At 62.6% G+C, this 13,671-nt stretch carries 12 protein-coding genes; 5 read left to right on the top strand and 7 right to left on the bottom strand.

Annotated elements, in window-relative coordinates; translation table 11 throughout:
• Window positions 1–34: 34 nt before the first annotated feature.
• The 3 genes from OHA42_RS14705 to OHA42_RS14695 all read right to left on the bottom strand — a co-directional run bounded on the left by OHA42_RS14705 (window position 35) and on the right by OHA42_RS14695 (window position 2,323).
• Window positions 35–949 (bottom strand): esterase/lipase family protein, encoded by a 915-nt coding sequence (locus OHA42_RS14705; protein ID WP_406237562.1) that lies wholly within the window; start codon window positions 947–949, stop codon window positions 35–37.
• A 237-nt stretch (window positions 950–1,186) separates the two neighbouring features.
• Entirely contained in the window at window positions 1,187–1,867 is a 681-nt protein-coding gene (locus OHA42_RS14700; protein WP_406237561.1) for a hypothetical protein, read from the bottom strand.
• Window positions 1,868–1,960: 93 nt separating this feature from the next.
• On the bottom strand, window positions 1,961–2,323 hold the full coding sequence (locus tag OHA42_RS14695) for a DUF1304 domain-containing protein (RefSeq protein WP_328411040.1): 363 nt from the start codon (window positions 2,321–2,323) through the stop codon (window positions 1,961–1,963).
• 508 nt (window positions 2,324–2,831) lie between these two features.
• On the opposite strand from OHA42_RS14695, the gene OHA42_RS14690 reads away from it, so the two are divergent.
• Window positions 2,832–3,587, top strand: a complete 756-nt coding sequence (locus OHA42_RS14690; protein WP_406237560.1) for a Mut7-C RNAse domain-containing protein — start codon at window positions 2,832–2,834, stop codon at window positions 3,585–3,587.
• Between the two features lie 370 nt (window positions 3,588–3,957).
• Here the strand turns inward: OHA42_RS14690 and OHA42_RS14685 are convergent, their stop codons facing one another.
• Together OHA42_RS14685 and OHA42_RS14680 are read right to left on the bottom strand one after the other, a co-directional pair.
• On the bottom strand, window positions 3,958–4,158 hold the full coding sequence (locus tag OHA42_RS14685) for a DUF6186 family protein (RefSeq protein ID WP_406237558.1): 201 nt from the start codon (window positions 4,156–4,158) through the stop codon (window positions 3,958–3,960).
• Window positions 4,155–4,568 carry a hypothetical protein gene (locus OHA42_RS14680; RefSeq protein ID WP_406237557.1) on the bottom strand — a complete coding sequence of 138 codons (414 nt, stop codon included), beginning with the start codon at window positions 4,566–4,568 and terminating at the stop codon, window positions 4,155–4,157. The genes OHA42_RS14685 and OHA42_RS14680 overlap by 4 nt, the downstream gene beginning before the upstream one ends.
• Before the next feature lie 415 nt (window positions 4,569–4,983).
• Here OHA42_RS14680 and OHA42_RS14675 point away from each other — a divergent pair, with 415 nt between their 5' ends.
• Entirely contained in the window at window positions 4,984–6,864 is a 1,881-nt protein-coding gene (locus OHA42_RS14675) for an endonuclease/exonuclease/phosphatase family protein (RefSeq protein ID WP_406237556.1), read from the top strand.
• Window positions 6,865–6,954: 90 nt separating this feature from the next.
• On the top strand, window positions 6,955–8,112 hold the full coding sequence (ligD, locus tag OHA42_RS14670) for a non-homologous end-joining DNA ligase (RefSeq protein ID WP_406237554.1): 1,158 nt from the start codon (window positions 6,955–6,957) through the stop codon (window positions 8,110–8,112).
• 728 nt (window positions 8,113–8,840) lie between these two features.
• On the opposite strand, the gene OHA42_RS14665 is transcribed toward ligD, so the two are convergent.
• Both OHA42_RS14665 and OHA42_RS14660 read right to left on the bottom strand, forming a co-directional pair.
• Window positions 8,841–9,401: a hypothetical protein gene (locus OHA42_RS14665; RefSeq protein ID WP_406237553.1), complete on the bottom strand. Its 561-nt coding sequence runs from the start codon at window positions 9,399–9,401 to the stop codon at window positions 8,841–8,843.
• Between the two features lie 3 nt (window positions 9,402–9,404).
• On the bottom strand, window positions 9,405–10,667 hold the full coding sequence (locus OHA42_RS14660; protein WP_406237552.1) for a hypothetical protein: 1,263 nt from the start codon (window positions 10,665–10,667) through the stop codon (window positions 9,405–9,407).
• Between the two features lie 132 nt (window positions 10,668–10,799).
• On the opposite strand from OHA42_RS14660, the gene OHA42_RS14655 reads away from it, so the two are divergent.
• Window positions 10,800–11,645, top strand: coding sequence for a YbaB/EbfC family nucleoid-associated protein (locus OHA42_RS14655; protein ID WP_406237551.1), 846 nt, complete (start codon window positions 10,800–10,802; stop codon window positions 11,643–11,645).
• A gap of 539 nt (window positions 11,646–12,184) precedes the next feature.
• The gene (locus tag OHA42_RS14650; protein WP_406237550.1) at window positions 12,185–13,072 is read left to right on the top strand and encodes an LLM class flavin-dependent oxidoreductase; all 888 of its coding nucleotides are present in this window, start codon (window positions 12,185–12,187) and stop codon (window positions 13,070–13,072) included.
• The last annotated feature ends 599 nt before the right edge of the window (window positions 13,073–13,671 follow it).

Here is a 13,671-nt window from a genome sequence, read left to right as displayed (position 1 = left end):
CTGCCAGTAGTGACCGACCGCCCGTGTCGTGCGATTACGAGTAGAGCTGCTCGACAACCCATTTCGCGGTGTCCGGGCTCGACCGAACAGTGGAGTGGTCGACGGCGGGGCTACCGGGAAACAGGTCTTCGTAGAAGACGTTGGTGACACCCGGTTCGGTGATGAACGAGCACACTCCAGGCGGTGTCGCGACCCCGTCGTTCTTCGTCGCCAGCACCGAGTACCGAACGCCCGGCTGCACCAGCGGTCCGTCCATGACGGCCTTGTAGACCTCGGAGGCCGGAGTCAGCTGCAGCGCATTGGCCATGCTCGGCATCAACGTCGACAGCACCGGCACCAGGAACGGCAGCGCCGTCACGAGTTGCACCGGCGTAATCGGCAAGTCCTTCAACCCGTACTGCGCAAGGAAACCGACACCGTCGCAACCACGGGCCTCCGGAGTCAGCAGCACCATATTCGGCACCTCCGCAGCGCCCCCGAGCACCTTGACGAAGTAGTTCGCGACGAAGGTGCCCGCCGAGTGCGCGACGATATCGACCTTGGCCGCCCCGGTGGTCGCCTTGACCTTCGCGATGAACTGCGCGAGCTGCCGAGCCGCGCTGGGCATGTCGCCCGCCCATCGCTTTCCGTCGACGATGCCGCCCTGGAACACCAGCGCGCAGGCCCCTTCGTGGCGCAGCGCCGAAACCATCGGCCCCCATTGTGCCGCGGTGTCCGCCGTGCCACCGTCCGCACCCGGCAGCACTATCACCGGATTCGGTCGGGCACTGCTGGGCAGGCAGTCGATCGCCGGTTCGATCACCGTCCCCGCGGACACGACCGGTGCAGCCGAGCCGCTGCCGGGGGCGGCCACCGCCGGTGCCGCTGCCATCGTGAGCGCCCCGGCGAGCAGGACCCCCACCATCCCCGCCCGCGCCGGAGCAATCCACTTCTGACGCCTGAAAATCATGTCCTGCAAAGCCTTTCGACATGTCGGCCGCCAATGCCGGCGCCAACCGAACCGGCCCCGACGACAGGCGCGAACCAACCGAACTCCAAGTCCCGACCAAGTCCTTTCGCCCACATGCCAACAGCTCCCACACCAGATGTCAACACCACTCCCGCAACCCCCGCTGTAGGAACAGGACCTGGCTGCACGGTCACTCGCCCGTTCGCCTCGGCCAGCGCCCGTTCGCCGGAAAGGATGTCAGGCGACGAATTCGCGGTCGCCGTAGCGGAGGGAGTCGGGGGTCCAGGTGCCGCCGATGCCGGTGACGAATTGCTGAGTGAGGGTCAGGTCGGTGAGGTCGGCTACCAGGATGAGGGTGCCTCGGTCGGTGATAGAGCCGCCGACGAGGTGGCCCCTTGCGGTCGGGTCGGCGACCAAGGCGTCGCGGAATCGGTGTACATCGACACCGGCAACCTCGATGGTGAACGCGTCGATTTCCGGTGCGCTCGGCGCCAAGTGCTGGAAGGTCAGCACCGATTCCTGATGGAAGCGGGTGCGCACCTGATCGGCGATGCGGTGCAGATCGGCGGCGTCGACACAGGCCAGGTGGAACTCGCGCGAGCGCTCGTAGGTCGCCTGCTGTCGCTCTTCGGACCAGAAGACGCCGCTGACCAGTGTGGAACCTACGGGAAGGCCGATGTTCTGCACCGCGATCCCGTCGACCGTGAGTTCGAACCCATCCAGCCGCGCGCGCAGCCGCTGATCATCGGGATCGGTGATGGTTGCGGTGTTGTCGGTCGCGAATAGTTCCGCGGTGGGCCGCAGGGGATTTCCCGCCGCACAGGCGGTCGGCGCCGCCTGCGCCGCTCGTGCTCCCCCGACCAGACCTGACGCGACGAACAATGCCGCAACCGCGGCCATGACCCGTGAGGTGATCATCCCGATCCTTTCCGGTCCTGAGTGACCATCCGAACCAGCACAACATGTTTCGACGACCATCGGATCGAATCGGGCATCACATGCTCGGCCCGGTCAGCCCGCGATGAGCACCGCGGTCAGCGCAGCAGCCCCGGGCACCGCCTGCGCGAACAAGATCCGAGGATTCGCCGTCACCGCGCCGTACACCCCGGCGATCACCACGCACGCCAGGAAGAACACCTGCACCCGGAAACCCGTCGGGTCCGCCGCGATCAACCCCCACACCAACCCCGCCGCCAGAAACCCGTTGTAAAGCCCCTGATTAGCAGCCAACGGCGCAGTCGCCTTCGCCATCTCGGCATCGAACCCGGACAACTCCCGCCCGGGCTTTCTCTCCCACAAAAACATCTCCAGCACCAGGATGTACGCGTGCAACACGGCCACCAAGCCGACCAGGATGTTCGCGATAATCGCCATTGCTCGAACAGTACTCACCCGAGTGCCCCATCGGCCGACGAAACGCTCGCCGGCCGAATCCGATGCCATTGCCCTTCTGGGGTCGGCGCCGCCGGGACCACGGCTGAACCGCCACCCGCCGGCGCCGACTATCCGAGATCCGCCTCCCGGTGATCGCAGAGGCGGTACGAGCTGAAGGGCAGCTCATAACTGCTGCATCGACCGCTACGGACGCCTCCGCCGATTCCCATCGAAATGCGCCGATACACCAGCAAATCGAACATAGCGAGCCAGAATCCGGTACACAGCACCGTTGCAGCAAATTAGGGGTTGTCATACACGTTACTGACAGTAACGGCTGAGGTCGAGCCGCTATCGGTGCGTAACCCGGGAGCAGATCCGACCAAAGGTACGAACTACTCCCATTGCTGGCGACCACGATGCCGGGGCAGAGGACTGCGCTATCCCGTCGAACTGGGATTGCGCGCCGGCCTGATCCGGACCGCGAACCCGGGACGACAATGGTCGTATGACCGCCAGTGTCGAACTGCGCGTATACGCCGAACTGAACGACTTCCTGCACCCGCAGGCGCGGTATGCGACGCAGCTGCGACCGATCCGTCCGCACCAGACCGTGAAAGACATCGTCGAGGCGGCCGGTATCCCGCACCCCGAGGTCGACCTGATGCTGGTGAACGGTGAATCCGTCGACTTCGGCCACCACCCGCAGCCGGGCGATCGGCTCGCCGCCTACCCGATGTTCGAGACCCTGGACATCGGACCGCTGACGCGAGTGCGTCCCCACCCGCTCCGCGATCCGCGTTTCGTCGTCGATGTCAACCTCGGCCGGCTCGCGCGGCTCATGCGATTGATGGGACTCGACACCCGCTACGAGTGGACCGCCGACGACACTGCGCTGGCCGAGACAGCCGCCACCGAGCATCGGGTCTTGCTCACCCGTGACCGCGGACTGCTCGAGCGACGCAAGGTGACCCACGGCGTTTTCGTGCGTTCGGACCGGCCGTTCGAGCAGATCGTCGAAGTGATCCGCCGGCTCGACCTGGCCGATCGGCTGGCACCGTTCAGTCGCTGTCTGCGTTGCGGCGGAATTGTCACCGCGGTGGCCAAGCAGGACATCATCGATCGGCTCGAACCACTCACCCGCCGCTACTACGACACCTTCCGGCGCTGCCCGGATTGCGGCCGGATCTACTGGGAGGGTTCGCATCAGCAACGGCTGAACGACCTCGTTACCCGGATCCGCGCCGCGATCAGGCCGGCGTAGACCGTGTCTCCCGTCGCTGATCGGACAGCATATGGATCTTCGATCCGGCTTACCGCGGTCGACCGGGCTAGGCCCGGGTCATGGCGCCCCCTTTCGTGCGCTCGCACCGACGCCGCGTCGATCACCACCTGGGACCACGATCAAGACGTAGCTGGGTAGGTGGGTTGCCGCGGCGGCGATGGTGAGGTGATCGACTGGTGGCAGCGTGGGGACAGGCCGGTCACTTCGCATCAGCCGGCGCACGGGGTAGCGGCGGGCGGCCAGGCCCGACGTGATCACGCCCGAGCGTCGCGATCAGATACTCGACCAGATAGTCGATCCGCGGGAGGTAGCCGTCGATCGTGACCTTTCAGCATCGTCACCGTTGCCCCTACCGCGCAAGAAGATGCCAGCCGGCCCATGCCCACACGAGCACAGCCGCAATCCTCACCACCCGGGTGCGCGTGAGGTACGCGATCGTTTCACCCACGGGCGCGACCAGATCCCGGCGCACATGCGTGACCACAACAACGCCGAGCGTGACCACCAACACCAGCACGAACCCGACGAGGACGATCACCCGATCGCTCATCTCGACACCAGCCACCAGCCGGCACCCAGCCACACCAGCCATCCGGCGAACCGCAGAGGCCACTGCTCGAGTGCCGGATCCAGCAGCGTCGACAATGTCGGGTGTACGTCGCTCGGCCGCGTCCAATCCGATTGCCGCGCAAAGGCATAAACCTCCCACACCGACGCCGTGACCAGCAGCGTCGACCACACGGCCACTCCGCGCCGCAGCCGGGTGGTGCGTGGAATCTGCACGGACCGCACGCGGAAGGCCAGCACCGAAACCACGACCACCGGCACCACCACCAGCACGGTTGCCGACCAACTGAACGGTCGGGTGGCGGCCCCACCCGCCGCCAGCACAGCACCGACAGCCAGTAGCCGCATCCACCGCCGGAATGGTCGCGCCGAGACCGTCGGTTCGCCTGTCACATGGGCAGAATAAGTCCCTGAACACCGGATTCGGGCAGGTATCGCCTACTCCTGGGCAACCGGTGCGCGACCAATTCGAGTAGCGCTCTACTCGTGATGCTCTGCGAGGCACTCGAAATGCTGGAGCAGCCAAGCGTAGAGGCACAACCCCTGACGTTCGGTAACAGCAGCACGGCGCCGATCGGTAGGGCGACAAGTCGCTGTCGGCGGCACTGGTTGTGAGCAACTCTCGATTCGTTCTCCGATGCTGCGGCACGTGCATACACATAATTGACGATCCCTGCCCTCCTGGGCGCGGCTTTCTCGATCCTTCGAGCCTGCCGGTCATGCAGGAGTCGATCGCAATGAGAAGGTCCGGAATCACCGATTCGTCGGGGCGTCGGACATCGACAATAACTATCGTTAGGGGGCAATCATGCCCGAGAGCAACAATCCGATGGCGAGCGCTGCCGTTTTTGATCCAAGAATTATCGCCCAGATCAATACTGTAGGTAACCTGGCAGATCTTCAGAAGAAATTGGCTGCGGTGGGCCAATTGGCTGCCGAATTGGTTTGGCTCGGCGAACCGGCAAGCGCTGCCGAGTCGACGAATAACATGGGCGGGAAATATCGTCACTTCACGAATGGAATTCTCTACAGGTACACGCATAACGACGGCAAGGAAGTCGTCGGAGGTGTCCCACGAGGTGGCGTATACGAACTGTGGACCAAGACGCACTGGGAATACGGGCCGTTCGGCTATCCCATCGACATGCCCGAGGTGAGCGGGAAGAAGACGGTGTGCCGATTCGAAGGCGGCACGATCACCTCGGTCGCAGAGAAACCGCGCTCTGTCATGTTCTACAACACCGCACTCATCGGCGTGGACGTCGATGGTGTCACTCAGAACAAGATCTTCGGGATCGACAAACAGATCTACACAGGTCGTGGGCGCGCCGCGCAGCTGAAGGCGTTGATCGACACGGTGTCTCGCTCGAAAGCCGACGTGGTGGTGCTTGCCGAGATGATGGGCGACGCAGAGCGCGCTCAGCTCGTGAAAGCGGTCAAGGGAACATTCCCGCACAGCGCCGAGGGACCCGACGAGAAGGATCCCGAGGAAGACAGCGGTTTGCTCGTCGTCAGCCGCCACCCGATCAAAGAGCTTCGGACCACGATCTTTCGGTCGTGTTGCGGTGAAGACTGTCTCGCCAACAAGGGTGCGGCGATGGTGCGCGTATCCCCAGCTGACGGGCCGGAGTTCTACGTGGTCGGCACCCACTTGCAGGCCGGCAATGCTTCCTCGTGTTCCTGGCCGACAAATGCCGGCGTCGGAACCGGCGCGAAGGGAAAACGGGAGGCTCAGTTGCGCCACCTCGACTCCTGGATCCTGGCGTCGCGCAACCCCGAACTTCCGGTGATCATCGTCGGCGACTTCAACATCGACGCCAAGAAACCGGCCAACCGCAAGACTCTCGCGGACAATCTCCCCAACGCCAGGGACTTGTGGCCCGAGTACCAGATGTGGCTCCCCAAGGACACCAAGCGATACGACCCCCTCACAAACGACGACGCCAGCGCATACCGACCAGGAAAGGAACCGCTCCCATTGTTGAGCCCCAAGCGCGGCAAGGAGGGTGGACGGATCGATCTGGCCCTCCTCGACCAAGGCGACCACATCACCGCCCACGTCACTCATATGGCCGTGTACGCCTACGAGCTCACTCCTGGTATCGACCTATCGGACCATTACGCGATCTATACCACCTTCGACATGTCGACGGTCACCCACAAACTGAATCGGAAAGTCCAGAAGACGACCGCCTGGCTGAAGTACAATCACGCACTCGAATTGACCGACGGTGCGGGCGTGCCGCACTGGTCGAAGAAGGACCCCGACGAAGTGGACGTCTCGGCACGCATATACAAGGGCAAGCCGGGCACGGCGGATCGCCCGTCTGTGAAAGTCGAGTATGACCCGCGCACAATGTCGATGGGCGAGCGTCACGAGTATTCTTACAAACCGGGAAAGACGCTGATCTTCGACGGAAGCGATGACGTCAATATGGATATTTCCCTTGTCGAAGTCGACACAGTCGGACCGATAACGACGGATCGGACAGCGATCGGGAAAGACCGTGCCGTGGTAGCGCCGAAAGCCTCACAACTGCTCCACGCATTCGAGGGACGCCGATACGCACCCAACGTCATGACCGGCGACGGCTCGGAATACGTCGCAATCATGCAGGTCTACGTCACTCTCGAACCGTTTGCGCATCGGCGGGAATACGAACCACCGTGGGGGCGAATCCTGATTTAGCAAGAGAGACTGTCAGTCATCACGCAGCGGCTCCGGGCCCTGCACGGACAGATCCGCCCCTTCGGGAAGTACTGGCGTAGCAGGCCATTGATGTTCTCGCGGCACAAATCCACGGCGTTCCCGGGTGTGCATGGCAACGGTCTCGTCGACCCGAAGTACGTCAGGCGAAGGCCCAAGCGTGCGGTCAGCGGCATGTACGCCGAGGAAGGTCACCGCCCCGACCACCCAGAGACGGGGTGCATTTCTCGAACGCCAGCCCGGAAAGCAGATTGCTGGAGATACGCTGATTGTATGGTGACAGTGCCAGCGCCGATGCTGGCCATCGAAGGGCAACCACCGGACACGGCTGGCTGGGCCATCGAGATGAAATGGGACGGCGCCCGCGCAATTGCTCTCTGTGAGAGCGGCGAGTGCCGCTTGTACAACAGGAATCGTCATGACGTCACCGACTCCTACCCAGAGCTAGCCTTTGCGCTCGCAAATCTGTCCGGCAGTCGGCAGCTTGTTGTCGATGGCGAGATCGTCGCGCAAACCGCCTCCGGCACACCGTCATCCGGTTTGCTACAGAGGCGTATGCACGTCACTCGTCCCACCAACGAACTGATTCGCACGGTGCCAGTCCGGCTTTATCTCTTCGACTTATTGTCTGCTGACGGCGAGTCGACGATGACGATGCCGTACCTCGCGCGCCGCCGCCGACTGGACGACCTCGAACTCTCCGGACCTCTGGTCACCGTGCCACCGTTCTGGGTGGACCTGGAAGCCGACCGGCTGATGGCGATGGCTCGTGAGCATCACCGCGAAGGCATCATGTCCAAGCAGACCACCTCCACCTACCAGTCTGGGCGCCGATCACCGGCCTGGATCAAATCCCCATTCTGGAAGACCACCGAAGCCGTCATCGCCGGATGGATGCCAGGCACCAGGATGACGGCGGCAACATTCGGATCACTCGTCCTCGGTGCCTACGACAGCGCCAGCCGGCTCGTCTACATCGGCAACGTCGGGACGGGATTCACCATGGCCACCCGCCGCCAACTGCGCAATGAGCTCGACTCGTTGACACAACCGAACAGCCCGTTCGACATCCAGCCACCTCCGGCCAGCATTGGTGCTGCACACTGGGTCCGGCCCCGACTGGTCGGTGATGTCGAATACCGAGAGTTCACCGGTGACGGGCTACGCCACCCCAGCTGGCGCGGCCTCCGAACTGACAAGGATCCCGAGCAGATCCGTCTACCACTTTGACGTCATGCATTACCGAGCCCTGCGCTTCAACTGTCGACGCGCCCCGCGCCTGACCGGCCGCGGACACGGTGCGCCTCGTCCACCGATTGTTCGCTGACCAGGCTCTTTGTTGCGAGTATTCGACTACTCGATTTCTCTCCGGCGCGCCCGGTCGGCACGCTGGCACTCGGCGGCGCCAGCGGATGCCGACCAGCCTGGGGGAAGGTGTCAGGTCCGGGCTGCAGGCCGCGCGGACGTCGGTCGGCCAGATGAAGAGCCGGTAGGTGGGGTCGACGTCGAAGTAGTCCTCGGGGCCGACCAGCACTCGCGTCCGCATGTCGGCGCAGTATCGTTCGCGCCAGGCGAAAGGATCGGCTTGTGCACGAACAGTGTTCGCCAGGTCTCGTCGGTCGTCTCAATAGTTGGGCCGCATTGGCTTTGGCGAAATCGGCTGCCCGCGTGCCAGGAGGAGATCGGCGAACCGGCGCGACACCGGTACGTCGTTGCAGATGGGCCGCCTGCCACTGCTCGGCGGGGCGTCCTTAACGAACACGATCTCGTCGACGGCGCCCAGGTCGCTGCGTTGCCGCCCGGATAAGACCACCCGGATCGTCAAGGCCATCCATGTTCTGCAGGACCGCGAGCTGCCTGAAACCGCGACGCCACCTGTCCACCACTCGGGTGAACCTCACCGCGATCACCGACTTCATCATCGCCCGCTGGATCAACCCGACCCCGCTGACGCTCGCCTATTCCTCGAAAATACAGCAGAGCATCAGGAGCCGATTGATACGGGCATCGTGCACAGAAAAGTAGTTGGTCCCTGCCCGGCCGAAGGGCTTGACCATATCGAAGCCAGGGCTTGAATCGCTGCGAAAATGAACATCCACCTTGGCGATCATGGTTGCGAGACCAGCGAGTGGGACAAAATCCAATCCGCGCCGACTCATAAACTTCGCGCTGGCGCCGACTTCTTTCCCGACAAGTTTACCCAACCCATCCTGGCGCAATTCTCGGATACGACCTAGGCTACCCAAACGGGTCTTCCGGGAATCGACATATCCGACACTTCTACCGTCCGCGTCGTATGCGGAGCGGGAGTTGATTGAACCGGCCCGATAATCGAGATTCGGCCCGGTATACACACCCAGGTCGCAATCCAGATCATCACCCCAGACCAATGATGACAACTTGTCGCGTCGGTGAATTCGAGCCACGGGCCTACCAGATCCGGGCACCAAGACGTCAAAAGTGGTGTCGCGGACTCCAAGTCTGGCGACCACTTTGAACTCGGAAATATTTTCCAGCACCGTCTACCCCGTCGCCGAAGGCAGCATCGTCATCCGGCCGACGCCGAGCAGCGGCGTCCACGCAACGTTCTTTTCGAACGCAAACCCGCGCTGTTCGACGTCCTGGACCACGCTGCCGATACTTACGCTAGTGGTTAAGCCCTCGATGGAATGCTTCGCTTCATCCCAAATCTTTGCGGCTTCCGCCTCGATCAATTGATAAGTCTGGTATATCGTCGCCACGATACCGACCACCAACTTGACTTTCTCGTATATCTTGACCATTCGCCAGGCAGTCCATGCTGCGGCCACAATATCGGCGAGCGGGTCTTCCGGGCCTCCGCCGACGGCTATGATTGCCGCGTCGCCGGCAATCATTTTCAGAGCTTCTTCAGCCAGCGCCTTGATGGCGGTACTGATGGCGCGATCGATCGCGGATACGACGACCCTCACCAGATTTACAATTGCCTCATAACCTGCTTTATAAGCATTTGCAACCACCTTTGCTCCATCCCCTATGCCACCGATGCCACTAGTCCAGCGGAACATGTACGAGTCGAATGCCTTGCCTGTCTCGCCTTGCCATTCACCACCTAGCTTCCAGGATCCCTTGCGCAATGTCGCCGCGACGGTGTAGCACGCGTCACCCAGCGTGTCATATGCGTCGTGCAGATACATGAGACGATCCCAGTCGCCAGCCAAGGGCTTGAACAGTTTATCTATGAGACTGTCCCCGGTCACCATCTTATATGCCTTGTCCGCGATCCATAGATGATTACCACCCATTACCGCTGACCATTTTCCACCGATGCCCTTAGCCTTGAGTGGACTACGGTACTCCACCAGATGCCCGAGCAGGCCCTTGTTGATCGAGTCCGGCTTCTCGGGTGCCTTCAGCGTGACACTCTCGTCATTGAAATTGCCTAGTGACGACGCTCCCGGTATCGCGGAGATATCCGGAAAAGAAGAGATGTCATCGGGAAAAAGCTTCACAATATCAGCGGCTCTGGCCCTATCCTGGGCGCCGAATCGATCGTCGACAATGGTGATCTTCCCTTGGATTGTCCCCATACCGGCCTGGCATTGTTTCAGTTCTTCCGCGAAGAAATCCGCAGGCTCATGCACATGTGGCTTCAAGAGCGATAACAGGCCATCCAAGCCTTCGGATTCCGTACACTCCTTGCCGGCCCAGTCGATCATCGGCGCGAAGTGCTCGGCCTGTTCGGCCAGCAATGTGTTGAAGGCCGTGAAGTCCTCGGTCGGCGGCACGTTCAGTACATCGGCCACGTAGCCTCTCCCAATCTTGTTGCAGGACAACGCATGCTATCCGACCGCGCCCAATCCCCAAGGGGCAGTGCGCAAGACTCCACAGGCCACAGCTACCATCGACGGCAACAGATACGGGTGTGGGAGTGTGACGTGGACGAGTTCAACCCCCAGGCTCTGCTGGCCGAGATCGATCGGCGGGAGGCCGAACTGGAAGAGGCAAACAGACAACTGTCCTCCATCTCCGCCACAGCACAATCCCAGGACGGCTTGGTCGAAGTCGTGGTCAGTGCGACCGGAGCGGTGAAGACAGTGCGCCTCGCTCCAGAAGTCTTTCGCCGTAGCAGTCCGCAATACCTCGCTGGCTCGCTGGTAGCGGCCATCCAGCAAGCCACCCGCAACGTAGCTCCGTCCAGAAAACAGGCGACGGCGCCGAGCGCCGCGATCCGCAGAGACTTCTCGGACCTGGCGGAGGCGAACCCGGAACTGTCGCCCACAACCCTGATTCCTGCACCACGTCCTGACGCCCTTCGTGCGGAGGTCGGCGGCCACGGGACCTCGAACGACCGGACGATCCGAGCAACGGTGAATTCGATGGGAATCATTACCGCCATTGATATTTCGCCGAGCGTCTTTCGTGGAAGCACCGTCATGCGGTTGGAGACTGCGATCGTTCAGGCGGCGCAAAGAGCGGCGCGTGCACTGTTCGAATCCCGATCCGATGCACTGGAGCCAGACCTTCGAGAATCCGAGACGGCGCCACAGGCCCCCGATCTGGATGCGCTCTACCCGGTTCCCGCCGCAGTCGAACCTCCTGCGCCCCCGACACATACGTTCACGCCCGAACCACCACAGCCCCGGCCCGCTCCTGCGGGTCCCACTGGACACGTCATTCCAGGAACACGCAAGCCTAATCGGGATGCGCTATACACCCCGCATGATCTAGACGACGAGGACGACTACTACCAGCACCACCGAAAGAACGGGTGGTTGGTCTGACCACCGAGAAGGGGTTTCTGGGCCTGGACCGTCACCACCCCCGCTCGATCTGCTCGTGGCCCGGATTCTAGATCGAAACCTCTCCAGAAAAACAAAAACCAGCTGGTCAGCGCGTTTTGTGGGGCAGGTGGGGCTCGAACCCACGACCAATGGATTAGCAGTCCATGGCTTGCCGCTCTGGTGCAAACCTCCGATGGCAAACGACACCGCACGGATCATGGCATCGTGATCCGTGCCGCTAGTCCGTTCAATTCGGAAAGACCATACCTGACACGATCCTTATTCCAGCGCTCGAACCAACTCCACCTGAACCTCTCGAGGCGCGGCGTCGACGACGTCCACCGAGCACACTGCTTCGAACAGGCGGCCGGATCGAACCACTGGACCGTCAAGGAACACCGCCTTCTGACACAAGCTGGCCGCGCCCGCGGTGCCGTACGCCGTCCCTCTCGCAAGGATCAGGACACGTCGACCCCGAGGTCATCGAGACGGTCGCGGACTGGCTGAAGGCGCGCTGACGCGGCTGGCATGATCGCGGTGTGAACCTACGATTCGGTATTCAGTTGGCGCCGACGGCGACCGAGCTGCCGCAGCTACGCGCGATGGCCAGGGTGGCGGACCGGGAAGGCCTGGACCTGCTCGGCATCCAGGATCATCCGTACTCGGGCGGGCTGGCCGATACGTTCGCGGTGATCGCCACGGTGCTGGCGGAAACCGAAAGGCTGCGGGTGTTTCCGGATGTGGCCAGCCTGCCGTTGCGCGGGCCCGCGATGCTCGGGAAGCAGAGTGCGACCTTGGATCTGCTCAGCGGCGGGCGATTCGAACTCGCTATGGGAGCGGGCGCGTTCTGGCCCGCGATCGGCGCCATGGGCGGCCCAGTGCGGTCGAATCCCGAAGCGCTGCAGGCGCTCGAGGAGGCCACCGCGATCATCCGGGCCATGTGGCGGCCGGGGACGAAGGCGAAAGTCGAAGGCACGCACTACACCGTGAAGGGCGTGCAGTCCGGACCCGCGCCCGCGCACCCGGTCGGAATCTGGTTCGGCAGCGTCGGCCCGAAGGCCAACGCCCTCACCGGGCGTATCGCCGACGGGTGGGCCGCGCCCATCCCGCACTATTTACCGTACGAGAAATGGCAAGCGACACAGGACATCATCTCTACCGCCGCGATCGACGCGGGACGTAACCCGGCCGACATCACCCGGATGGCACAACTCGTCGGAACGATCACCGACACTCCGGGGCCGGTCACACTGCGCGGCGAGGAACCGATTCGCACCGACGCCGCGGGCTGGGCCCACATTCTGGTTGATCTCGCCATGGAAACCGGCTTCGACACCTTCGTGTACTGGCCGGAATCTGCCGACGAAACCCAGCTCCGCCGCTGGATCGGTGACGTCGTTCCTTCCACCCGAGCCTTGTGCGCCTGACCATCCCCGGTGCCCACCCGCATTCGGTTTCCTACGTTGGACGCACCGATTCGACACCACCTCCGGCGACACACCTGCCGGGGTGGTGCCGAATTTCGCGATCAGAATCGGGTCGCCGGGCGGCCCGACCCGATGCCCGAATTCGCGACCAACTGACGCCGGATTTCACGACTGAAGCCAGTTCGGAAGCGAGCCTGGCGGACTTCCGCACTTGACGATTCGATTACTGCGATCAGAGGAGTGTGACTTCGTCGAGTTACTTGTCGCCAGGACCCCAAACGGAGAACTCCCTGCTGGCGCCAGCACCAACAGGGAAGTTCTCCGTTCGACGGTTGCCGTAGGTCAGCCTCCGGTCTGCGCGCCGTCGAGATGTACCGCTATCAACCTCGCCGTAGTACTCTCCGAAAATCGGGCGGATATCGGAGCAACCGCAGCTGAGGTTGCTATCGGTCGTGACGCCGGGTCCAAAGAGGCGCTGCCGATAGATCATCACCCCTACCAGTAGATATGCCGAACTTCGTTGGATTCTCGGCGATTACTACCGGAACCCCGATTTCTCGCAGATACTCCGCAACCCCTGACCAGTTGGCCGCTATTTC

The organism is Nocardia sp. NBC_01009, from assembly GCF_045208035.1.
In the GTDB taxonomy this organism is placed as follows: domain Bacteria; phylum Actinomycetota; class Actinomycetes; order Mycobacteriales; family Mycobacteriaceae; genus Nocardia.
This window is presented reverse-complemented; position numbering and strand designations above follow the sequence as displayed.

Excerpts from the sequence above, each read along its gene's own strand:
- OHA42_RS14705 (WP_406237562.1), bottom strand. The coding sequence starts at position 949 with ATGATTTTCAGGCGTCAGAAGTGGATTGCTCCGGCGCGGGCGGGGATG.
- OHA42_RS14700 (WP_406237561.1), bottom strand. The coding sequence starts at position 1,867 with ATGATCACCTCACGGGTCATGGCCGCGGTTGCGGCATTGTTCGTCGCG.
- OHA42_RS14695 (WP_328411040.1), bottom strand. The coding sequence starts at position 2,323 with ATGGCGATTATCGCGAACATCCTGGTCGGCTTGGTGGCCGTGTTGCAC.
- OHA42_RS14690 (WP_406237560.1), top strand. The coding sequence starts at position 2,832 with ATGACCGCCAGTGTCGAACTGCGCGTATACGCCGAACTGAACGACTTC.
- OHA42_RS14685 (WP_406237558.1), bottom strand. The coding sequence starts at position 4,158 with ATGAGCGATCGGGTGATCGTCCTCGTCGGGTTCGTGCTGGTGTTGGTG.
- OHA42_RS14675 (WP_406237556.1), top strand. The coding sequence starts at position 4,984 with ATGCCCGAGAGCAACAATCCGATGGCGAGCGCTGCCGTTTTTGATCCA.
- ligD (WP_406237554.1), top strand. The coding sequence starts at position 6,955 with ATGTTCTCGCGGCACAAATCCACGGCGTTCCCGGGTGTGCATGGCAAC.